Origin of the sequence: Vibrio sp. B183 (assembly GCF_000740665.1) — a bacterium.
Classification (GTDB): domain Bacteria; phylum Pseudomonadota; class Gammaproteobacteria; order Enterobacterales; family Vibrionaceae; genus Vibrio; species Vibrio coralliilyticus.
Genome location: NZ_JPQB01000017.1, coordinates 12,862 through 35,742 on the forward strand (window position 1 = coordinate 12,862; position 22,881 = coordinate 35,742).

Genomic DNA, 22,881 nt, shown 5'->3' on the forward strand with positions numbered 1-22,881 from the left:
ATGAAAACTTCTACAATTTTCACTCTTTCTTTACTTGCTGCTTCTGTCAGTGCGTTCGCGGACGACTACGTCCCTGTTGTTGAAAAGGTCTACTACATCACCAGCTCAAAGCTAACGTGTAATCTTTATACGAGTAAAGATTTCGATACGAAGCGAGATTGGTGTAACGCGGGCGCGTCGGTTGATATTCGCGTCAACGTATCACAGATGCGCTCGGTTCAGTCTTCTACTTCGCAAGGTTTCACACCAGACGCTAAGATCGTACGTTTTACTGTTGAGGCGGATAAAGCGGGAACAGGCTTCCACCTCGTTGATGATCTGCAACAAGATCACAGCTGGTTCCAAAGCTGGGCGAATCGTCGCACGTACATTGGCCCATTTGCGAGCAGCTATGAGTTATGGGTTAAACCAGTGTCTGGTTACGTACCTAAGAAAGTCAGCGATTTCCCTCATAACGAAAACAAAGACTACCAACACCGTGACACCCACGGCTATTCGATCGGTATTAACGGCTCAGCCGGTGCGGAAGTTGGCAAAGATGGCCCTAAAGTCAGTGCAGAAGTGAGCGGTTCATTCAGCTATAAGAATGAAAAAACACTGGTATTTGACACCAAAGACTACCGCGTAAACAACCGTTCTTCATTAAGCGATTTTGAAATTGCTTTTGAGCGTGAGTTTGATGAGTGTCAAGAGCTACGCCGTGAAGAACTTGGCTGCTACTTTACGTCAGCACACTGGGGAAGCGGATGGGTATTCGATAAATCGAAATTCAATCCAATCTCTTACGCTAACTTCAAGCCTAACTATGACGTCATATACGAAGCTCCTGTCTCGCAGACCGGAACTACGGATTTTGAGATTGGCGCGAAGTTCATTGCTAAAGCACGCTATGGTGATGTTATCCCATCAGCACTGTTCTCTGTGTACGGCCCCGGTGGTTGGGCAACGACAGGATGGTCAATTCCACGTACAGTTCGTATAGACTGGAGTCACCCACTGTTTGAAGCTGAAGCGCATGTGACCTTGCAGTCGTTAAGCAACAACGACTTGTGCCTAGACGTTTATGGTACCAACGGCGACAAAGAAGCCGAGGGTGGCCAAGTAGATGGCTGGAGCTGTCACGGAAGTTGGAACCAGACTTGGGGTCTAGATAGCGATGAGCGCTACCGTAGCCGTGTTGCACCAGATCGTTGTCTGACGGTTTCTGATGATAAGAACCTAACCGTTGAGTCATGTAGCTCTAACCTTGCTCAAAAATGGTTCTGGGAAGACGACAAGCTGATCAGTCGCTACGTCGATGGCACCAACAAGCGTTATGTGCTTAACATTCTGGATGGTCGTAACGTTGGCGTGACACCTGAAGATGAAGCAACACACGCGAGATGGAAACCAACGCTACAGCAAATCAAACTTTAAGTTTGTAATGAAGCAAAAACGGAAGGCATTGCCTTCCGTTTTTTGTTGTAAGTACCGTACAAGACATTGCAGTAATGCTGAGTTTTTAATGGTTTAGGTCAGACCAGCTTTCATAAGAGTCACATGAGTTTAGATATTGAGTTTGTTGGGCACGTTATAACGTGATTAGGTCATATTTCAACACGAGAGATAGCCCTATGCCTCCTCCAATTCAATCGATGAACTCACAACCTGTTCTAAATCAGGAGCTGGATACACTGATCAGTCACTTTTTGGTGAATATAGGATTGTCACCGGAAACACTGCGTGATTTGCACGCCGAAAATACACTGGCGATTCAGATTCAGGGATTGCCTGATGTCATGTTATCGAGGATGAATAGCGGCCTGTGGCTTTGGAGCAAATTACCAGATCTGACCAACTCCAAACTGATGGATTACGCTGCTCCCGTACTCTCTCTAATTATCCCTCCGCTAGAAGGCGTTGAAGGTGGTCAAGTCACTTTGGGTTTAGGTGACGACGGGTACGAGCTCAAAGCTTTGGTCAGTTCACAAACGTTAGTTGAGGAAAATGGTTTAGAGACTGTTTTCCGAGGATTTACTAGCAAGTTAGCGTTACTTCACCATGAACTTCAATTGGGAGGATAAGTTATGCCCGAAATTCAAGCTAATCATAGTATTGCTACCTCCTCTACTGCTTCTACCAGTCAATCATCAGGCGCACAATACGGTGAAGTAACAGGAGTAACCACAAGCAACTTGAGTATGTCTTCCTCTCAACCTCCGCAAGGTGCTTCACCTATAACTGAGAGTATTCCTCAGGTGATAGGGAGCAAACCGCTACAAGCCAGTCAAAGTAAAGAGATCGATCCAATCATCGGTCGCAGCGCTCATCATAAAGCGAAGTTTCAGCAACATAAACACGAGCAGGCAAATGTACAGAATTACGAGCCGAAAGCAGGTCAAAACAACTTTAATGTCGTTGGGGATATGGATGCGAAAATAGATCTCACTTCACAAGGAGATCATCGACGCCAACCTATACTAGACATACTTTCTACAGTAGCGGGTGTAGAGATTGGTACGAATAAGAGCAAACCTATTCCACAAACCATTCATCGTTTTTGGTCCGGTGGCGCGATGAGCCAGGAAGCGATGCATGTCCTGCTCGAGTCTGCAGACAAATCTAAGGGGAGCCAGTTTAAGCACAGCATGTGGTACTCTTCTTCATTAGAAGCTGAACTCATGAAACGTGACGCGCTCATAGAGGAAGAAATCGACAAACGAGATACGCAAAGGACCATACTGCGTGCTAACGGGTACGAGGTTTGTGATATTGATACGATGTTTAAGCCAGACCCAACACAAAGCACGTTCGATCGTTTAAGAAAGAAACCGCTACCAAAACCGGAGCCGGGTGTACTGTCTAAATCTGAACTGAATAATATGGTTAGAAAAGCATGTGACCATTTACAAAAAGGTGGTAGTGATAAGTGGGACGGCATCAAGCATTTTTCGGACATCTCCCGCTTGATTTACTTAAAGGAAAAAGGCGGCCATCATTTTGATGTGGACTTTGGCTTAGGAAACATGAACTTCGAGCAAAGTTACTATCACAATGATGAAAAAGGCACCGTTCCGTTAATGGGAGCAACTACATCTGTAAGTAGAGACAGAATCAACGAGCACTTACAAGTTGTTCATCCTAGTAAGCCGCAGGATCTTTCCGATCAAAGCTACCGTAATTCTGTTGTTCAGGTAGCAGAACAGGCGATGATGATGTCAGGCATGTTAAACGGGATTATTGCAACAAGCGCCCAGAACCCTAATGTTATTGAAGGGATTGAGCTGCTTCGTCCTGATATTGCTAACAAAAGCGGAGAACTTCCATCTGGTATGCTGGCGAACAAAAGTTTGATTGGGGACATACCTAACGGTTCTGCTTATACCATTCCTCCCTATCTCATTGACTTAGAACACATTACTGCAGAGTCTGACTCGCGATAAGCTAATAACTAGAAATAAGTGAAACCTAGTTTTTAAAATTGTTTGAAATAAACTAAAAACGGAAGGCAGCGCCTTCCGTTTTCTTATTTTGGTTAGCTCAGTAAAGTACCAGTTGTAGTCAACAGCGACTCATAATTCAGTGAATGATACATTCCAGCGATATGATCGACTTGTCGATAAATCTCTTGGTTGTTGAGGTCGTATCCTGCTGCGGCTGCAGCGTTAAAAAATTGCTCTCTTGCTATGTCTCCAGCGCGATGAAAATCTGATCGCACGCCGCCACTCTCAGCCTTGTATTGAAAGTTTGGCTCAGCCTGATATTCGCAGTGAGTATTTTGATAATTTTTCAATGATTCTAATAAATGAACAATGAGTCCAATATCACGGTAGCGTTTTTCTCCGCTTTCATCGCGTCCCATATTCCACGCTTCGTCATTTCTTGGTGGTAGAGTCAGTGTTGGCAATAACCTCTCTACCTGAGTTGGTGGTAAAGGTTTTGACTTCAAACCTATCTCTTTTATTGATGTTCGGCTTAGTGACATAGGTTCAACGGGTTCTTGTTGACCTGCAAAGTACTTGTTGACGGAGGCGTGAATTTGATTGAGTGAAGCTAACCCTCGTTGCACCCATTCTCTTGGAGTACCATTCCCCACCCCTTCTAACTGCTCTAGACGAGCGCGTTGATCAGAGAAGTGATTCACACATTTCATTTGCACTGCTACCCATTTTTGAGCAAGTTGGCTGTCTTTTGACATCTGACTTTTTGCCTGTGGGCTGAGGAGTTCCGTCGCTAGTAGATTTTGTTTGGAAGACGTAACACCTTGGTACGTATCGTTCTCGTAGTTAAATGATACGCGAGCCAATGCGTCCTGTAGCCCGTTGCGATTGACGTTATCTTCAAGCAAATATTGTGAGTGATTCGTCAGCTCTCGCCCAAGGATACAATCCGCTTCTTTCGATGTTTCACCATAATTCACACGTGTTTTTTCCAACACATCCGTGATTTCAAACTCAAAACTGTATGTGCCATCATGGTTATCGATAACTTCTCCTTGAAAGCGATTGGTAAAGCCACTACCCGCCAATTGATTCAGCTTGCAGAGCGCTTCCATTTTCTTTGAGGCGGACTCAGAAGTTTCAGTATCAACTTCATGTGTGATTTCATATAGATGTGCAAGCGCTTGAGCTTTATCTGTTCCACAAAACCAATCTTTGATTTTATCCCAAAGCCCCATATAGGTAGCTTCTTCCTTTGTATTCGCTTGCTTTACATGTTCAATGCGAGCATCGCTAATGGTGCGGTCAAAAGTGCCGCTAATATTGAGTGACATAAGAACCTCTCCTCTAGATTGATATACGGAGCCTTGAAACGGGTAACTAAAGGAGTACCTATGCAGTCGCAATAACTATGAAATGGCTTTCAAACATTCAATATCAAAACAGGAAAAATAGACGAGAAATGTGGTTTGACCAGATGTGAGTCATTGGCGTTGAGGCTTATTATGCAAAAAGCCGGTAAGTCAGACCAACCGGCTCAGCCCTGAAGTTTCGCGGCTTTTGTATGAGTATTGTTCGCGTAGAAAACTACTCCATCCTGGCTGACTAAGAGTTCGCCTGAGGTAATGCAATGGCTGCCGGACACGAGTTTACAGGCAGTTTCACACGTCAGTGGTGCTTCGATAGTTTGCCCCTCAACCAATTGCAGCAACGTAGGTAAATCAACCTCGAGTGAGGCTAGCTGGACATAGCTAACCGCTTCAGAAAATGAGTATGGAGCGAATACCTGCTCCACAGACCATGTTTGCTCTCCCTCAAACTGAACGATTGCCAGTGGTTTATCCCACCACAGGATCGCTTTTCCTTCATCTGGGTTCTGTCCTTCTCTCAACCACACTCCACTGCCCTGTGAGATTGGCTCAATCTCCGTTGTGTAGCCTGCGACCAAAGGCACAGTAACTTTGATACTTTCCCCTGAATAATGCGTCCAATGCGTAGTCAGACGCTTTAGCCATGCGGCGCTAAACCCAACCAACACGAACTGATAACCCTGACACTGTACGACCGGATAGATGCCATCAAGCAGGCAGCACTCTGCACCTTGCGTACTGATATCTCTGACAAACGGAATGCTCACTGCGGAAAACATTGCAGCGACGAGTGTTGGGAAAAGATCTTCAGGGATCATGCTTAACGATTCGATAGCAGTTATCTCAGTAACACCCTGATTCCAATCGGAATGGCTGCACCATATGCCGCTCTTTGAATCACTTCGATATGACCAAAACTGACCTTCCCCCGCAACTTTCTGTAACGACATCTGACACTGCTGGTTTTCTAAACCAGTGCCAATCACCTTGCTCATTTCAATTAGATCTGTCATGGCGGTTTACCTCTATTGTCATTTTTAACGCGGATTCATTGAGACGGCTTTTTATTTTCGGCATGATGCGATTCAGTGCGTCTTGCTGTTTTTGGTTCTTGGGTTTCAGAGTTAACGCAACGCCTTGCGCGTCCCATTGAGCAAAGATCACTAAGCCCGACATCGGGCCGTTGAGCAATTTAAACGAAAGACTATTTTCACCTCTGTGTAGCTCTGCATTGCCCCATTTGGTTACATGATTCACTGCGGATAATTCATTTAAAATGGAAGGTGGCACCCGCGCGGAGGTATCTGGTGTATCGGTTTGTGCTTCTACATCTTGTTGTGTATGGAAAAGAGTCGTAAATCGCTGTCTAAGCTCAGGATCGGCTTCATGACGACCAGCAACGCCTTCAACACGCCAAGCAGTACTATTCACATGTTCAATTTTGTTACTCATCCAGCACCTCTTTTAGCTTTTCCTGACCTCTTATCAGCTTTGTTTTCTGGCTCCATAGTTCTGACTTTTCACGTTCCAACTGCTCGATTCGTTTATGCCAGTCCTCGACTGAATCGGCTTTGGAACGCTCTTCAATATACTGACTCCGCTTTTCTCCTAGGAGTTGGTTCAGTTGACTACGATCCATAACATCTTCAGTTTGCAGAGGGTTTGTTAACGCCTCTCGTGAAATAAGCCACTCTTGATACGAGCGTTGTTTTTCATGCTTGCATTTATCTTGCTGTTCGTTGAGCTGATTCCATTGGGCTTGTAGCCGCTCTTCTTTACGTTTACGCACATGAAGCAGTTGTTCGATAAGATCAATTTCCTGACTGGATAGTGCCATTCACTTACCCTCCGTTTAATTGATTTAACTGCTGAAGTGTCTCTTTGAACGGTGAAGGTTCGTTCGCCCCCTGACAGAGAAAGCGTTCGATTGAGCCAAACTTTGCCACTGCCTCGTCTGTGGCAGGATCCTGACCCGGTTGGTATTCGCCAACTCGAATGAGTAACTGCACTTCCTGATAGAGCGCGAGCAAATGCCTTAAGTGCTTGGCGTCATCTTTGTGCTGCGCAGTGACAATCTGATCCATAACGCGGCTTACGCTCGCATTAACATCTATCGCTGGATAATGTCCCGCGCCGGCTAGCTTGCGTGATAACACAATGTGACCATCAAGAATTGAGCGTACTTCATCTGCAACAGGCTCGTTCATATTGTCTCCTTCCACCAGCACGGTGTAGATAGCGGTAATGCTCCCGACAGGCGCCGGACCGGCACGTTCAAGTAAAGAAGCAAGTTGAACAAACACACTCGGCGGAAACCCGTTAGCTACTGGTGGTTCACCTGCGGCAAGGCCAATTTCACGACCCGCTCGCGCAAAACGAGTTAATGAATCAACCATAAGCAGAGCATTCTTACCTTGGTCACGAAAATACTCTGCAATCGTCGTTGCCGTTACTGCTGCTTTCATCCGTTCCAGAGGTGGCTTATCAGACGTCGCAACAACCAATACAGTTTTTTCTTTCGCGGCTGGGGGAAGGCAATATTCGATAAACTCACGGACTTCTCTTCCCCGCTCTCCAACTAAGGCCAACACGATAACATCCGCTTCACAGTGACCCGCTAGCATGCCAAGCAGTGTACTTTTACCGCCACCAGCTGCGGCAAAAATACCCACACGTTGGCCCACGCCTAAAGCGAGCGTTGAATCGATAGCTCTGATCCCAGTCGGCATGACTTTACTGATCAACTTACGCTTTAATGGATCAGGGGCTTCCCCGTGATTTTCTCGCCATTTACCAACCCAATTACTCTCATCCATCGGGTGACCCAATCCGTCTACCACACGCCCGAGTAATTCTTCACCGACCATCACTCTATGACCATGCCCCATGGGCTCTACATTCATGTCAGTCCCGATCCCTGTTGTTGAGCGAAAAGGTGATAGCCACGCCTCTTCACCTTTAATGGCCACCACTTCTGCTTTGAGATCGTTACCAATCATGCACAGCTCGCCTTGTCTTGCTCCGGGTAAGGTGGAACGAATTAACGTCGACGTGACTTCCAGAATCTTTCCAAATCGGCGAAATGTCGGTGCCAGAGGCAGATCAGGAAACAGTTGCTGATTGAGCGCTTCGGCTAAATTCGTTTTATCCGGCAATTGCATTTGGCACCTCCGCTAATGTGTCGACTTGCGCGATCACTTTGATGCTGGCATCGTCGCCTATCTCCTGAAAAGAGAGCACCGGCGTCATTGGCATGGTTGGCTCAACGATCTTTCTCAGATAGCGCCGTACGTCCAATGACGTCAGCAGTACACAAGGCATGTGACCCGGCAATTTGTCTTTAATCAACGTAATGATCTTCTGCTCTTCTTCAGGATCTAACGCGCTATATGCCCCAACCGCTGACTGACGAATAGATTCGCGGATTTGGTTTTCGATACTGTCACCAATCAGCAACATCGGGATCCAGCCCTCTTCAACAGTAAACTTGCGCCGGATATGCCTACGTAAAGCGACACGCACGTACTCCGTCAGCATAATGGTGTCCTTCTCTTTCGACGCCCACTCCACAAGCGTTTCGAAGATGGTACGTAAGTCTCGGATTGATATGTTCTCTTCAACTAGGCGCTGAAGAATCTCAGTCACCTTGCTAACAGGCAATAAACGCTGAAGCTCTTTGACCAGTTCGGCATAACGCATTTCCATGGAATCCATCAGGTAACGTGTTTCCTGCACACCCAAAAACTCTTTGGCGTAATGCTGAGCGGCCATTTCAACAAGGCGAATAGCAATATCGTTACCCTGATAGTAATCCTCCCCTGAAAGTTGGATGGTTTCTAACGCCTCGACTGGATGCCAATGTAAGATTTGCTGATTAAACGCTAGCTTATTCTGCTCACTGTCTAACCCATCGATGCCTTTCAGTGTCAGGATGTTCTGCTTCGCCAAATTCAGCTTGATGATAGGCTCTTGATATAAGAGCAGTTCAAATTCATCTTGACGGCCATTGCGTAGCACTTGCATCTGAATTTCAGGAAGAGGTAAACCCAGTTTTTCAAACATCTTCCATCTAAGCGTTTGAAGCGACTTGTTTAGATTTTCTTCAATCAAGTCTTCACCAATCGCCAACATAAGAGGCACAGCTCCGGGCGTCATTTCTTGCTCACCACTGGCTTCAACATTCTCATTGGCAACAAAGCCCTGATGATCCTCTTTGTTTTTCTCTTTTCGAGTTAACCAAAAAGATGCCCCCAACACTGCTAAACCTAAAGGACCAAATACGAACCAAGGAAAACCTGGAATGATCGCAAACACAAACATCACCGCTGCGGCCATCTGGAGTGATGAAGGCTGACGAGAAACTTGTTGAACCAATTCATTGGCAAGGTTGTTTTTGGTTTCACCCGGAACACGAGTCACGATTAAACCCGCAGTTATTGAGATAAGCAGTGATGGAATTTGAGCAATTAACCCGTCACCAACAGATAAAATAGCGTAAGTATTTAGCGCTTCTGACGCCGACATATTGTGCTGAAGGACCCCAACAGCAATACCGCCGAAGATGTTCGTTAAGATCACGATAACACTCGCAATGGCATCACCTTTTACGAATTTCATCGCTCCATCCATTGCGCCGTAAAGCTGGCTCTCTTTTTGAACCACTGATCGCTGACGTTTGGCCTCTTTCGCATCAATGGTCCCAGCACGCATATCTCCGTCGATACTCATCTGTTTACCGGGCATACCATCAAGCGAGAATCGTGCACTAACTTCTGCAACACGCTCCGAACCTTTAGTAATCACGATGAACTGAACAATTGTGATAATGGCAAAGACGATAATACCAACGGCCAGATTCCCGCCGACCACGAAGTCGCCAAAGGTATACACGATTTCACCGGCGTCATGTTGAAGCAAAATCAGACGACTGGTGCTTATGGTCAGCGCAAGGCGGTATAAGGTGGTGATCAGCAACATGGAAGGAAACGCTGAAAACTCAAGCGGATCACGAATATAAATTGCAATCATAAGCAGGATGATGGACATCCCCAGATTGACGGCGATAAGTACGTCCACCAAGGTTGTCGGCAAAGGTAGAATCATCATAAATACAGCGATCACCAGCATTGCGCTGAGGATGATGTCTTGTCTTCCGGCTACCTTCGCTAACCAACGTGTTGCGATTGACATAGCTACTCTCCTCCACCTAGTTGTGACAGAAACTGACGTTGCTTCTGACACATACGAAACCACTGATGTGCATCAAACTGTTCAGGGCATAGTGCGCTAATAAACAGTTGGTTCTTAATCGGAAAAATACGTTGAGGTAATCCATTGAATCGTTCGGGCTGGTTTCTCTTAAGAGCACTGTCCAAGTCATGACCATTACTCTCCAATAGCCACGAAGTCAGCATGAGTCGAGTGCCCTGCACTTCCAGCCTTATGCCAAAAGGCTTCTGGTGAATCTCTATGATGTCTGAAACCTGAACTTCTGGCAGCCTGAGCAACGCAATAAGCTGTTCAATGTTTCTCGTGATTTGCAGATCCATAATCGTCCCATAAATTACCTATGGTTCTATGATGCGAGGATTATGGTGATGGGGATATCAGGTCTACACCTGAAATAAGCCCCGGATTGTTCCGGGGCGACATGAGTTTTAAGCGGCCTGCTTGACTAACGCTTGTTCAACTTGCTGGTAACAACTGTCCCAATCAATAGCGCCATTCTCATCCTTAAGCAGTGCTTCAGGTACATATGATTTGGCTGTTTCTATCAGTTCGGCTTTATTGCGTGCATTCTGTTCAATCATCTGTTGCTCACGTTCAGAAGCAATACTCGAGATCTGATAACGAAATGATTTTTCTCGTTGGTCCTCAGGTAAATGACTAAGTTGTATCAGTTGACCAGCATCTTTGAGTGAATCACCCAGTAAGTCTCCTAATCGCTGATCATCTTTGGTTTTGTTTGCAAGCCGCCTTAAGGCTTCATCGACACGCTGCTGAGTCATTTTTTCTTTTGCTCTGTTGTGCGCATCATTCATTCCGAGGAAGTTAGTCGAAGCAATTAAGTTCATTGCTGTTCTGGAAAAATAAGCACTAATTGGCGTTGTACCAACACCCGCAATAGCGGCAATGGCAAGTCCCCCTGTTCCAACAATAGCGAAGACAATTAATGCTACAATCGAAGCCCCGCTCAGTGTTACTGCTGCTGTGGTCGCAACGGAAAAAGCTTTCGCTTTCCAATTCATCTCTTGCCAGGTATTTTTAGCGTCCTGCCACATCCGGCTCATTGCACCCGCTTTGCTGGTTTCGAAACAATCTCTGGAAAGCGTACCGACGTCTTGAAGTGCTTGACGTTGCATCGCATAGGACGCAACAGCTTGTGCACGCTCGTTGAAGCTGCCTTGCTTACGAATACCTGCCATCAAAGCATTGACCATCACTTCAGTGGAACGATGTCGGTTAACAACGTTGGCCATTTTGCGCTCTGACCATGTTTGTACCAAACCTCCGAACATGCTAGCCATCGGTTTTACGAGTGTGGAACCTGGAACTAAAGCAGAGACGAGTTGACTAGCTCCATTTGCAACAAGGCCACTTCCGGCAGCTCCCTTCGCTGCACCAGCCATGTATGGCGCACACTGTGCCAAATGAAGTAAAGCAATCATTTCTGCTGTCATTGACATAGATTCGTGGCTAGGCAGAAACTCTCGACGTCCCTGCAGGATGTCTTTAACTTGATTTTCTACGGTGCCCGTTTTCCAGACCGTTGATGCCATAGCAGCAAGATCATTGCCAAACCAACCACTGTTCGAACTGATTATCTGATAGGCATGTGTCAAGTTACCAGCAAGTGCTTGTGACTCTACAGGATGTACCATTGCCCAGTTATGCAGTTGTCCAAGTGTATTCATAACACCCTGATAATTAGAACTAAGTTCACCCGAAGACAATGTGTTATAAAGCTTCTGGTAAGCTTCTGTATAACTATTAATGCCTACCTTTGCCATTTGGCGTTCCAGAATCAAAGTACTTAAATCAGGACGATAATCCCCTGACCAATTGCCTGCTACATTCTGCTTTACCCACGCAGACCAAGATTCTAGGCTGTTCCCGCTTACACCAGGATAACCTTTTTCCTTTGTTACTTGACGGTCAAAATGAGTTAGCTCGAGCATGGACTTCTCATACTCGTCATCCAGCAGCTCGATATCTTTCACGAGAGACGCCATACTCAACTCAAGACTTTTCAATTGAGCTACTTCTTTTTCTGACTCGACTTCAGGCTTACTTCGCCAGTCCTTTCCATATAGATCAACGACATATTTTTCTTGCTTGTCTAACTCGACTTGTAGCTCTTTACGCTCTAACACCAGAGTACGTACCTGATCGTTATTAGCTCTCAAAGGTGATAAGAAAGACAAGAATCCTTGCAGGTTAAGTCGTTTCGTATTGGCGTCGATAGTTTGATCTAACATGGTATCCAGACGCGTCAACTTGTTTCCAAGAAGTACTTTAGTATCTTGCGCTATTTGTACAGTTCTGCATTGCGCTTCAAGTTTTGTGAGACGAGTAAGCTGGTGCTTGGCATCTTCATGCATTACTGTAATTTGATTGGTGACACCGTCACTAATATCAAGGCTCGCTAGTGCTTCCAACGAGGCAACATAGGATTTTGCCGCACTAATCTTCTCATCAAGATAATCGGTATATAAAGGCAAGTTTCGAGTGATGTTATCACCCAACCGCTTGCTTTGAATATCTGCATAGATATCAACACCAGCTCGATTGTTTCGCTCATGAGTGATGCTGTTCTTTCTGTCTAACCAAGAAAGACGATGCTGCGCTTGAATAACATCTTCCGCTAGCTTACGTGTTTTATCGCTGATTTCGACATGAGGAAGCTCATTTCTAACCTGTTCAGTCAGATCTAAGTCATCGTAATCGGTCAAGTCATCGGGCATTAAGCTATCACCCTTTACGACTAACCAGACGTTTCCTGTCAACGCTGCTAAAGTAGCGGCAAATTGGTCTTCCACCGTCGAGTCAGACTCAATAAACTGCTGCATCTCTTTGGCAAATACAGCCGCACCGTGGCGAAGCTGGATAATTTTACTGGGAATATCCAATCGAGCTTCGATGCCCTTTTGTTCTTCCTTAAGTTCAGATCTACTCTGGCTAAGTGCTTGTCTAATCAGATTGATCGCACCAAGTTGTGCCTTTTGTTCCTCTTTAGGAAACGGCGTTAGCACGTCATTGGCTAATGATGGCACCTTCTCCGCCAAAACTTCAGACAATACTCGAAGATTGACGGTCGACATATCTGAGGCATATCGAACAAGTTTATCTGACAGACGGTTGGCTAAAGCCTCACTATCTAAGCTTGGCGAATTAGAAATGAGTTCGTAGCTTAGTTTTGTCAGCTCTGGGGTAAGAGCAGATTTCAACGAAGGTGAACAAGTTGCATAGAATTTCTCAAATGCTTGGTACCCCGTAGATTCCAAGTTCCAAGCTTGGCTGTAACTACTCGCCAATGATTTGATTACGTCAAGTCTATCGTTCTCTTTGAACACCGATCGCTTTAACTGAATTGCGTCATTTTGTTGAGCTTTAGGGAGCCGCTCAATAGCCGATTCTACTTTTGCTAATGCCTCCTTTAGCTCTTGTGCTTTCGCTGAGAAAGTTTCAATACTTGTTGCTACTACTTCTACAGCAAGTGGTTTCTGAAAAATCTGAGCGAGCTTATCTGCTTCATCAGCAAGAGTGGCTTCCTTAATTGCTTGATTATAAGCAGAGACTTCTTTTTGAAGGTTTTGCATCGATGCAGTTTCACTATAGAAGAAACTACTCATGTAAGAGAGAGAGCTTGGAGAAGGTAACGGGGCTGGGCGGATATAACCAGTGATAGACTGTGCTGCTTGCTCCAGGTTAGACATCGGGATAGTTTTAGGTGAAGTTGACGTATCCACTGGTTTATTATCAGTTTCATTCTGTCTATCTGCGCTGTTAACCGACTTAGCGTCTTTCTTTTCAACAGTCACAGAATCCTGCGTCAACTGTTTGATTAAACGAGATGTTAGCGGTGTCTGACCGCTAAAGTCCATCTTGTTGGCTACCTTGCCTGCAAACTCTTCACCATATTCATGCGCTAGCGCGCTTAGGAATACACCTAGTGTTTTAAGGTTTCCCTCAGTTTGCTTTTGGACAAACTCCTGAACTGCATTTAGATCACTTAGTAAAGGAATCTGGGTTAACCATTGCATCACCTTTTCTGCAAAGCTGAACTGAGATGTGACGATAATTGGGTCGCCAGAAACGCTATCAGCCAGTGTTAACTGGCCATTTTCGACACTGGTTGTAAATTGGTTCAGTTCAATCGGCATAATAAACGCCTCCTAGTGATGTAACGTGTTCATTGGACAAATTATTTTGATGAAAGTCGGTGTGTAGTTGTTCATATTGACTAACCACTTCAGTGAGTTGTTCGAAAATCTCGTCACCGTTTTGAGGAGAATGAATACGAACCTGATATAGAAGCGCGCGGGTGCTCTCTTCATAGAAGATATGACCAATACCCAGCTCATTTAACGCATGGTTAAGCTGAAGTGCTCGCTTAAAAGTTTTACCCTCACTTTCAGGTTCTACTGTAGTCAGCATGCATCTCAGCATCCAATCTTGATCATTTGGTGCCATCGATACCATAAGGTGCTCATCCAGTAGCAACATGCATTGGTTTGACTGGTCAAACACCAAAGGCAGCCCTAATTTTTCACCAAGGCGGTTTAGCAGTAGTTCATGATTCATTGTCGTTCTCCCCTTAACGGATTGATCATTCGTTCCATTGGTCTAGAAGTTCGAGCATGGCTTCCTGAACGTGCTCTTTTTGTTCTGGATCTCGATAACAGGCTTCAGCCATTACCGCCATTAAGTCTTTCCAGCGTCGCAGGAACACCACTTTACGTTCATCAACCAGCGCTAACCGATTGATAATCAGTGATAGTGCGTCTGGATATATCCAGGACTGCTCAAGCAACTCTATCGTGGCAGACATAACAGAATGAGGCTCCAACACCATCGCCTTAGCCAGAGAGATGCAATGGTCTTCAAATGTAAGAAACAGCAATAACCGTTTTAAGTCTTCAACTGTGGCCGCAACTTTGGTCATATCGTCACGTCTTTGGCCTTCATCAAGCGGTTCAGCCATGGAGCGAATAAGGATGCGAATATACTGTCGTCTATCTTCATGCTGCTCTAATAGCTCAAACCAATGCGCTAGGCCTTTTTCACCTCGTTTGGCATGTTGATAGAGCTGGCGAACTGCACGTAAGCCATTCTTATCAACATTCATCCCTTGCGCGGCAGCTAAGATTTCTAGCTCGATTTCTTCTTCCGCGAGCAGTTCAGCAAGGCGTTTCTTGAGCTGTTTCTTCATCGCTGGGTCTAAACCCTTAAAACCAAGAAGAGACGTCAAAACCAAGGCGATCTTTCCCTTGTCTAAGCCTGATTTTTCTAGCGCAGAAAACACCTGAGAAGCGTCTTTCATTTGAGAAAGCTGCTCAGAGATTCGATTGATTGACTGGCGTGCCATCTCGTCCATTTGCTGGAGAAGTTTTTCCATGCCATTCATCATCGGATCCTGCGCTTTAGCGGCTAGGTTCAAACGCTTCATCATGCTACTCAACCCAAGGCTTAACCCCTCCATGGTTTCTTCCATCGCTTCGGCTCTTACTTCAGCAAGGGCTGCACTCGCTAGCGAGGCGGTTGACTCATTGGCTGGCGCGGTGTTGGGCGTATTTTGAGGAAATGCATGAAACTCTGCACTGACGTTTCCATCAACTCTCATTTTCTAAACCCCTCTCTTAAGCTGTCGACTGCTGACTAGGATGGGAGAACGAATCGAGTAGTGTTCGCAAATGCTGATCGAGATCGATTCTGACAACTAAACTATTTGATGACAGCTCTGCTTGAGCTCGATTCAACTCAGTTTTGATCTGCACATTTAAATCCTCCCCAAACTCTTGCTCCATCGTCGAGTAATGCTCTTGAGGAACGAAAAGCGTCAGGCTCTGTTTGGTTGTTTGAGTAGCGATTTGATCGCTTATTCGCTTGACCAAAAATTGGCTGATGTCCTGCTCTGTGGACCATTGCTCAATAACATTGCGTACTTGCTGACGAATCCGGCCTTTCAAGTTTTCGATTAGGCTACGTTCAAGCTCCCCTTGTTCGACAAGCCACCGAACCGACTCCTTTATTGCTTGTTGCTGGGCTTGTTCTCGCCATGTCGATTCCAATTTCTCCGCGTTTTGGTGTGCTGCTTGAAGGATACGTTCGGCTTGGTGATGGGCTTCGTCCCTTTTCAGACGTGCTTGACGAATGATTGCAGCTATTCGTTGACGGGCATTCGTTTCACAATGTGTTCTGCGGATGGCTGATTCAATTTGTTGTTTGGAAACCGTGTCACCAGATTTGTCTAAGTCACAATGCGTTACTGATATAACAAATGGCTTCATAAAAAACGCTCCAATCTGAATATCCAGCTTTCGACACGCTCTATGTCGTCTTGAGCAAGTGCAATCGGTGTATCGAATACCGGTAAGCTCAGGCGAAACAGCGACCAAAAAGGTTGATCGCTCCAAAGGTGGTAGATGGCGCTGGCACTAAAAAGCTCAGCTTGTTCCAGAACATTGTTTGCTGACCATGCTGGAGGTTCGCTACCCGCTGGCCATAGAGCTATCAACTGTTCAATTTGAGGTTGAGTAAATTTCTGTCGTAAGACGCTTCGATAGCTGCTATCCCACAAGTAATCTGGGCAGTTTTGCGACAACAACCCAGCGGCTGTCGCAAGTAGAGAGATTCTTGGCAAAACAGACAGCCACTTATTCATTTCCTCTGAGCACTCACTTAGCCATACTGACTGACACCCTGAGCGGCTTAGAATAACGTTATCAAGTCTCTTGCTCACCAATTGATTGTGTTCTCGGGCAGACTGCAGAGTCTCCAAACCCAGCTTTGACCACCATTGAGGATGCAATCTTGAGCTGACTTCCCTCAGCATTTTGTTCTGCGATATCGTATCAACAATCATCTTCAGCCCTCTTTTCTCCGGCTTAACCCCAGCCCAGCTACACCGGCAATAAGCACACTACCTAAACCAACGGTTACCGGAGTTTTGTTTGCGACGAGCCAGTTCTGGACATCGTCCCAATCGGAGTTAGGTTGAACGACTGGCTGATAACGGAAGTCTGCGGGTTGTAAGAACAAACTGATGTTTTCGTATTGCAAATCAGGAACCGCATTTTTAATCAGATTCCGTATCTGGGACTCTGAGTTGCCTAAGTTCGCCTCCGGAGAGTACTTGATGTACACAGCAGCCGATTTTTCACTGGGTGCTGCACGTCCTGTATTGGTGCTCTTATCGCTTTGAGCAATTGATACTCGTGCGCTGATAACACCATCCATGCTAGATAGTGTTCTTTCCAATTGTTGCTCTTTTAAATAGCTCATCTTAGCGTCTTCCTGAGCTGGGGAAGAGACAAGCTGACCGGAAGGAAATAGCTGCTCGATACCAACGTATTCGGCCTTCGGATAACCATTTTGTCTTAACAATTCAACCGCATTAATGAATTGATCTTTTTCGATCTTCAGTGTTACCTTGCCCGTTTTTGCGTCAGTTTCTGAGCTTGCATCAATATGATTGAGCATAAGCAACGCCACCATTTGGTTGGCTTCAGACTGCGGCAGGTTTTGGTAGAGTTCGACTTTACAACCTGTCAACAGCAAAGCCATTACTAAGGCTAGCCATTTGAACTTTTTCATTGCATTGTCACCAGTTTGTTGATCGATTGAGAAAGGCTACCAGCCGTTTTTGCTGCAAGATCGACTTCCACTAAAGCTCTTGTCACCATAGTTTGGCTCTGAATAGCCTGATCGGGTGAAATCCCCATAGGAGCGTTCGAGTTAGGCATTGGGCCGACAATGTCATTGAGCTTGGCTGTTTCCTGTGTTCCCTGTTGCATTAGTTGGCTGAACTTATCCACCATGGCTTTATCTGGGTTGACTGTTTCAGCCTGCTTATCCAGAGCCGAATAGGTTGCTTTAGCAATTGCACTCAGTTCCATGTTGACCTCCGGTAATCAGTGAACAAATTTTCTGTGTGTCTGCACTTTCAGCGGTCGATACGTACAAATAACGCAAACCTTCAGCTTGAGGCGTATGTAACCCGTTCAAAGAGCGAATTGCCTGAGCTCTTTTGTCGAGAGCAAAATAGATCAAGCTGGCACATACGCGTCTGTCTTCTTCATCTTCAATCAACAAAGGGAACGCATTGACGATGCTAAGTGCATGTTTTTCAAGCCTGTGATTTGCCGCAGCCAATGCTGCTTCAACAAGCAGTTGTTTGTCTGAACTGTTCATATCTTCGCTATGATCCCCTGCACCATGTCTTTGACTGCTTTGATTAAGGCACTCTCATACCCTAGAAAGTTGGAATACTGCTGCACTGAAAATTGAGCTTGCAGCATTTGATCTGGGTTGTTGGGGTCCGCTTGTGCCATTTTGGTTTTAATGTCCTGTGCTGATTGGGCAGACATCTGGGACAATTGGTTGATAATCGCATTAAGATCCATATCGACCTCCTATCTTTTGCTACCCGCACGAAACTCGGATGGGCTGCATTGGTAGCGCTTTTTGAAAGCACCAATAAAGTGGGAGTGGCTACTAAAACCGGCATCAAAAGCGACGTCTGCGATCTTACGATCCGTTTCTAAAATCACTTGTTTTGCGTAGTTTAGGCGTTGCTCGGTCAACCAGGTTTTAGTTGATTGGCCGTAGTATTTGTAAAAAGCCGTGTTGAGCTTAGTCACTTCCATTCCGAGCTTTTCGGCGTAGCGAGATACTGTCCATTGCTCGTATAGATGCTTGTTTACAAAATCAAAAACTTTATCGTTAGAATTCGCGTATAGGTTAAGAAGATTGGAGAAGTAAGGCTTGTCCATCTCAAGGCAATAGGTAAAGACGAACCGCAACATCACGGCTTTGTTTACTTTGTGAAGCTGCTGAATGACATTCACCAGTTCATCAAACACAGGAACCGCGTTCACTTCGCCAACTGCAGGTTGAGTAGCTGTATCGCTGGATTTAATAAGGTCCGTTAGTAATGGATAAACTAAACAAATTTCACCCGGATAAAAGAATACGCTCATCCAGTCATTGCGATTTGCCGCATGTATTTCGGCCTCTTCCCCGACCATAACGAGCTGGTTTGCTGCCACCTCTGTTCGCTTTCCTTGATAATCGATATGACCAGGCTTATAAAACAACACCACTTGTAATGCTTTCATATCAACGACCTTCTGTTTTTGTTGTTGTGTTTAGTTTGCCTAGGTCAAGCTAAGGTCGGTATCAGGTGAACACCTGAGTTCTGCTTTAGGGGTGTGGAAAGTGTTTATTTATAAGGAGTTGAACAACTTTGCGCCGTATCCTTACAACATAATCTCGCCTTGAATATCTGCTGACATTCAAGGCGAGTTGTGGGTATTAATAGATAGTTCTGGTTTATCGTGCTTGCTTTGACTTTAGTAAATTAAAACCCATTGGGGTTGTCGATAATGTATAACCAACCACCGTCGACATATAGCATCGTCTCAAGCGCCGTTCCTTTTGTGACATTAGGAATCTCCCAATCAGAACGAATCATGGCTATATCACCATTTATATGGACTGAAACACTGCGTGTGATGATTTCTACATCACCTTGCATGAAACTTTTAAGTGCAAGCTTTATCTCTTTATGGCCTTTAGCTTGGTTGCCCTTCTCATCCAAGATCATAACGGCATTTTCATGAAAGAGCGTGCCTAAACCTTCCAAGTCTTGTTGCGCAAAATATTGTCCAAACAGAGAGTGCAGCTCTGAAGGTGATTGTGGTTTTATGTAGTCAGCATTTGCTTGGAAGCTAAACGAACAAAGAGAGACTAAAAGTAAGATCAAACGCATGGGTGCTCCTTAAACTGAAATCGTGAATATGGGCCAAGTACGTTGACTTAACCCCTGACAAATTACATTAAGGAAATTGTTCACTTTCTAAAATTAGGGTCTGAAAAGTAACTAGTTACCCATTAGTAACTAGTGGGCTGAAGTGAAATTGGCAGTTACACTCATATAGATATAAAAAGCGCTTGGAATAACGAACCGTGAAAACTTTGCAGTCAGAAACAAAGCACCAACTCCAACCTGATGACTATTGCAGTGTAGATAAATACTTAACTCTTATTTCAACTAAATGGACTGCACATATTGTCTGGCTGTTGAGTGAGCATGAACAAATGCGTTTTGGTCAGATTCGTAAACAGTTGGCTTTGGTATCCACCAAAGTTCTTACTGAGCGTTTGAAACTATTGCAACATCATGGGTTTGTATGGAGAAAACAAGAAGAAACTATCCCTGTTACGGTTAGCTACGGCCTTACCTCTAAAGGAAAAGAACTAGCACATGTTGTCGATATCATTGTGCAAAAAGCCGATGACTGGTATGCCATGTAATCAGTCTTCTTGAAACTAATAAAAATGTTACTTCACTGTTCTTAAGAAGCAAAAAGAGTCTGATAACATCAATCATATCAATACCCCTAATCAATAACGTGAACGATCGTTCAATTTTGGATATACTAGAAAAATATATGAAATTAATTTAGTAAAGCATCCCTCCTCGTTTACTGGTAACTACAATCAAACGAGGTATTTCAATGAGCATTTTAACCAAACCTTCAGTTATATATCCCGAATACACCCTCACATCGGATGACATTGTCCATTTTATAGAGAGTTGTCACCCTGACTCCAAATACCGCTCAATCGCTATCGAAATGATAAAGCACACCATGATTCAAGAACGTCAAACCTGTATACCTTTTGATGCTATTTTAGACTTGAAAGGTTTTGAAAGAAGGCAAAACATTTACGAACAGTTTGCCCGAGACTATTCACAGATAGTCGCAGAGCAAGCAATCATAAACTCTGGGTTAACCGCTAAAGACATAACCATGGTCATAGCTGTCTCATGTACTGGGTTTATGATGCCGTCTTTAACGGCCCATTTGATCAATGCATTAGATCTTAACCAGAGTACAATCCAACTTCCCGTGGCACAAATGGGCTGTGTCGCTGGTGCTTATGCCATGCATAGGGCTTATGAACATTGCCAACTGTCGAAGAGCAATAATGCTCTCATTGTGGCTCTAGAAACTTCCTCTCTATGCTTTGATCCCGAAGCAAATCAGCTTCAAGACTTTGTTTCTGATGCTATTTTTGGAGATGGTGCTGCTGGTGTTGTGATGAGAGGAGATGGCTTTGGTGAGGGTTTACAAATACAAAACTCAGAGAGCATTTTCTTAAAGGATACTGAAAATTACATTCAATATCAGATGACCGACAAAGGTTTCCAATTTTCATTGGATAAAAAAGTCATGTATTCAATAGAAAAGGTAGCTCCTTACTTACATCACTTTTCTACGACTTCAATAGGTAATAGTACAGACTTAGACTTCATCATCGCTCATACGGGGGGAAGACGAATATTGGATGAACTGCAAAAGCACTTAGGATTATCGCCAGATAAGCTGCAACATTCGCGAGAATCTTTAAGGGAACATGGAAATACATCAAGCGTATCAGTCATTGATGTACTATATCGCCACTACCTGACCTCCCAAAATGGTGAAAAAGGTATCGTTGTAGCATTTGGCCCAGGTTTCACATCAGAAGTACTATATGGTCAATGGCAAAGTTAAGCGAATGCTATAGATATCTATGAATAATAAGTGTGTCATTTACTACGACATCATACATAACTCAGGTAATGAGATTGCGGCATGGCACGCTTACTTTTCAAAATAGACTACTCTGCTCACTGTTGTTGTAACCCTTTGCGGAGCATGTATCTTCTGAATTAATTCAATACTGTGAGGATTAGTTGTGGGCTGGTTGTATTACGTTGTGATGGATAGCGCCAAATGAAAACCGTCATAATCTTGAAGAGTACGACGGCTTATAGGTTTCTATACGTAAGTCACTGTATAGTGGGCGTGGAAGTAACGATAACGGGTAAATGTCAGACGTTAGCACCCTTATTAAGAGCTTTGCTATAGACACTTCTCTTATACAAAAGCGAAGGTTTCCTTAATAAAGCGCACAATGTGAGAAATATTAGAATAGACCAATGAAAACTACCGCCACTATATTCATCACTGTAACTAACATTCGCAACCTTCTCCTCTTTCACTCTAGTTTTAAACATATCGAGTTCCGAGTTCAGATTGGACACCATATCTATAACGGCCAAATCAAAACCTTCGTTAGAGTTTTCATGGAACGTTTCCTCTAAGCCGACAGCTGTTGACAAAGATTCCACATCACTCGTGCCTGGAGCCCTAAATAACAACTTACTACTATTAATGTCGAATACTGCAGTGTCGACAAACGTTTGAGTCGTATTCTGATCACCAGGAATTAAATACAAACCAGCGATAGTCCAATAAAGTAGAGCGGCGTTATTCTGGCTACTGCGTGCAACTTGATCATAGGAGACTAAAGCCATCACCTGCACATCATACAATCTCGAAATTTGCTTTAGATTTTCAAAACCGCCACCCTTTTTTAAATAAGAATCAGAAATGATCTCAATTCTACTTACGTAATCAAGCCCCATAAATTCGCTTCTTACTTTTGACAAGATTTCGTGCTTACGCTTCGCCGACAAGTTCAATCTACTGTAGTTTGAACTGGGAACAAAGGCGATGCCAACGTTGATGGGCAAAACTAAGTGAGGCATTGTCGGCTGATGTTCCTGATAATCTTTAGTATTGGGATACAGGAAATCGACTAAGCTACTTGATGCGGTTTCTTCGCTTTGCCCAAGTCCGCTGCACCCTGTTAATAAAAACAAGAAAGCAAAAATAAACGAAACTATTTTCATACTATTGTCCCTTTAAAATAGTAATTTCCCTATAAGAACTAATTACATACACGTTTATCTATCAAAACACATGCACTGTAACATTTATTCATGTCGTTTACTTCATCGGCTTTAATAGATAAAA

24 protein-coding genes are annotated in these 22,881 nt (G+C 44.5%); 5 read left to right on the forward strand and 19 right to left on the reverse strand.

Annotation, left to right across the window (positions count from 1 at the left end; all coding sequences use genetic code 11):
- The 3 genes from IX95_RS19280 to IX95_RS19290 all read left to right on the forward strand — a co-directional run bounded on the left by IX95_RS19280 (position 1) and on the right by IX95_RS19290 (position 3,422).
- A complete protein-coding gene (locus tag IX95_RS19280) occupies positions 1-1,416 on the forward strand; it encodes a leukocidin family pore-forming toxin (protein ID WP_038163247.1) in 1,416 nt (471 codons plus the stop codon).
- A gap of 197 nt (positions 1,417-1,613) precedes the next feature.
- Positions 1,614-2,063: a hypothetical protein gene (locus IX95_RS19285; RefSeq protein ID WP_038163250.1), complete on the forward strand. Its 450-nt coding sequence runs from the start codon at positions 1,614-1,616 to the stop codon at positions 2,061-2,063.
- A gap of 3 nt (positions 2,064-2,066) precedes the next feature.
- The gene (locus IX95_RS19290) at positions 2,067-3,422 is read left to right on the forward strand and encodes a hypothetical protein (RefSeq protein WP_152562055.1); all 1,356 of its coding nucleotides are present in this window, start codon (positions 2,067-2,069) and stop codon (positions 3,420-3,422) included.
- A gap of 92 nt (positions 3,423-3,514) precedes the next feature.
- On the opposite strand, the gene IX95_RS19295 is transcribed toward IX95_RS19290, so the two are convergent.
- The 18 genes from IX95_RS19295 to IX95_RS19380 form a co-directional block, all read right to left on the reverse strand.
- Positions 3,515-4,753 carry a hypothetical protein gene (locus tag IX95_RS19295; RefSeq protein WP_038163252.1) on the reverse strand — a complete coding sequence of 413 codons (1,239 nt, stop codon included), beginning with the start codon at positions 4,751-4,753 and terminating at the stop codon, positions 3,515-3,517.
- A 203-nt stretch (positions 4,754-4,956) separates the two neighbouring features.
- Positions 4,957-5,802, reverse strand: coding sequence for a hypothetical protein (locus IX95_RS19300; RefSeq protein ID WP_038163254.1), 846 nt, complete (start codon positions 5,800-5,802; stop codon positions 4,957-4,959).
- Positions 5,786-6,241 carry a hypothetical protein gene (locus tag IX95_RS19305; protein ID WP_038163256.1) on the reverse strand — a complete coding sequence of 152 codons (456 nt, stop codon included), beginning with the start codon at positions 6,239-6,241 and terminating at the stop codon, positions 5,786-5,788. Before IX95_RS19305 ends, IX95_RS19300 begins: the two co-directional genes overlap by 17 nt.
- A complete protein-coding gene (locus tag IX95_RS19310; RefSeq protein WP_006962210.1) occupies positions 6,234-6,626 on the reverse strand; it encodes a hypothetical protein in 393 nt (130 codons plus the stop codon). Before IX95_RS19310 ends, IX95_RS19305 begins: the two co-directional genes overlap by 8 nt.
- A gap of 4 nt (positions 6,627-6,630) precedes the next feature.
- A complete protein-coding gene (locus IX95_RS19315; RefSeq protein ID WP_038163259.1) occupies positions 6,631-7,950 on the reverse strand; it encodes an EscN/YscN/HrcN family type III secretion system ATPase in 1,320 nt (439 codons plus the stop codon).
- Positions 7,934-9,979 (reverse strand): EscV/YscV/HrcV family type III secretion system export apparatus protein, encoded by a 2,046-nt coding sequence (locus IX95_RS19320; RefSeq protein ID WP_038163266.1) that lies wholly within the window; start codon positions 9,977-9,979, stop codon positions 7,934-7,936. Before IX95_RS19320 ends, IX95_RS19315 begins: the two co-directional genes overlap by 17 nt.
- Positions 9,980-9,981: 2 nt before the next feature.
- On the reverse strand, positions 9,982-10,338 hold the full coding sequence (locus tag IX95_RS19325; protein ID WP_038163268.1) for a hypothetical protein: 357 nt from the start codon (positions 10,336-10,338) through the stop codon (positions 9,982-9,984).
- 108 nt (positions 10,339-10,446) lie between these two features.
- Positions 10,447-14,172 (reverse strand): type III secretion system effector BopA family protein, encoded by a 3,726-nt coding sequence (locus IX95_RS19330; RefSeq protein ID WP_038163270.1) that lies wholly within the window; start codon positions 14,170-14,172, stop codon positions 10,447-10,449.
- Positions 14,162-14,593: a chaperone SicP gene (gene sicP, locus IX95_RS19335; RefSeq protein ID WP_038163271.1), complete on the reverse strand. Its 432-nt coding sequence runs from the start codon at positions 14,591-14,593 to the stop codon at positions 14,162-14,164. Before sicP ends, IX95_RS19330 begins: the two co-directional genes overlap by 11 nt.
- 25 nt (positions 14,594-14,618) lie before the next feature.
- The gene (locus tag IX95_RS19340) at positions 14,619-15,632 is read right to left on the reverse strand and encodes an HrpJ domain-containing protein (protein WP_038163273.1); all 1,014 of its coding nucleotides are present in this window, start codon (positions 15,630-15,632) and stop codon (positions 14,619-14,621) included.
- A 16-nt stretch (positions 15,633-15,648) separates the two neighbouring features.
- Positions 15,649-16,299: a type III secretion protein gene (locus IX95_RS19345; RefSeq protein ID WP_038163277.1), complete on the reverse strand. Its 651-nt coding sequence runs from the start codon at positions 16,297-16,299 to the stop codon at positions 15,649-15,651.
- Complete coding sequence (locus tag IX95_RS19350; protein ID WP_038163278.1) at positions 16,296-16,874, reverse strand: type III secretion system domain-containing protein; 579 nt, start codon at positions 16,872-16,874, stop codon at positions 16,296-16,298. Before IX95_RS19350 ends, IX95_RS19345 begins: the two co-directional genes overlap by 4 nt.
- Before the next feature lie 2 nt (positions 16,875-16,876).
- Entirely contained in the window at positions 16,877-17,605 is a 729-nt protein-coding gene (gene sctJ, locus IX95_RS19355) for a type III secretion system inner membrane ring lipoprotein SctJ (protein ID WP_038163279.1), read from the reverse strand.
- On the reverse strand, positions 17,602-17,907 hold the full coding sequence (gene sctI, locus IX95_RS19360) for a type III secretion system inner rod subunit SctI (RefSeq protein ID WP_019274657.1): 306 nt from the start codon (positions 17,905-17,907) through the stop codon (positions 17,602-17,604). The genes sctJ and sctI overlap by 4 nt, the downstream gene beginning before the upstream one ends.
- Positions 17,885-18,202 carry an EscG/YscG/SsaH family type III secretion system needle protein co-chaperone gene (locus tag IX95_RS19365; protein ID WP_038163281.1) on the reverse strand — a complete coding sequence of 106 codons (318 nt, stop codon included), beginning with the start codon at positions 18,200-18,202 and terminating at the stop codon, positions 17,885-17,887. Before IX95_RS19365 ends, sctI begins: the two co-directional genes overlap by 23 nt.
- Positions 18,199-18,414, reverse strand: coding sequence for a type III secretion system needle filament subunit SctF (sctF, locus tag IX95_RS19370; protein ID WP_006962223.1), 216 nt, complete (start codon positions 18,412-18,414; stop codon positions 18,199-18,201). Before sctF ends, IX95_RS19365 begins: the two co-directional genes overlap by 4 nt.
- Positions 18,415-18,423: 9 nt before the next feature.
- A complete protein-coding gene (locus tag IX95_RS19375; protein ID WP_006962224.1) occupies positions 18,424-19,128 on the reverse strand; it encodes a helix-turn-helix transcriptional regulator in 705 nt (234 codons plus the stop codon).
- Between the two features lie 242 nt (positions 19,129-19,370).
- Complete coding sequence (locus IX95_RS19380; RefSeq protein WP_038163283.1) at positions 19,371-19,781, reverse strand: YybH family protein; 411 nt, start codon at positions 19,779-19,781, stop codon at positions 19,371-19,373.
- Between the two features lie 197 nt (positions 19,782-19,978).
- On the opposite strand from IX95_RS19380, the gene IX95_RS19385 reads away from it, so the two are divergent.
- Both IX95_RS19385 and IX95_RS19390 read left to right on the forward strand, forming a co-directional pair.
- Positions 19,979-20,326: a winged helix-turn-helix transcriptional regulator gene (locus tag IX95_RS19385; protein ID WP_436411209.1), complete on the forward strand. Its 348-nt coding sequence runs from the start codon at positions 19,979-19,981 to the stop codon at positions 20,324-20,326.
- 203 nt (positions 20,327-20,529) lie between these two features.
- Positions 20,530-21,573 carry a type III polyketide synthase gene (locus IX95_RS19390; RefSeq protein ID WP_038163285.1) on the forward strand — a complete coding sequence of 348 codons (1,044 nt, stop codon included), beginning with the start codon at positions 20,530-20,532 and terminating at the stop codon, positions 21,571-21,573.
- Between the two features lie 320 nt (positions 21,574-21,893).
- Here IX95_RS19390 and rhlP read toward each other — a convergent pair whose 3' ends face one another.
- Positions 21,894-22,757 carry a rhombotarget lipoprotein gene (rhlP, locus tag IX95_RS19395; RefSeq protein WP_038163287.1) on the reverse strand — a complete coding sequence of 288 codons (864 nt, stop codon included), beginning with the start codon at positions 22,755-22,757 and terminating at the stop codon, positions 21,894-21,896.
- Positions 22,758-22,881: the final 124 nt, after the last annotated feature.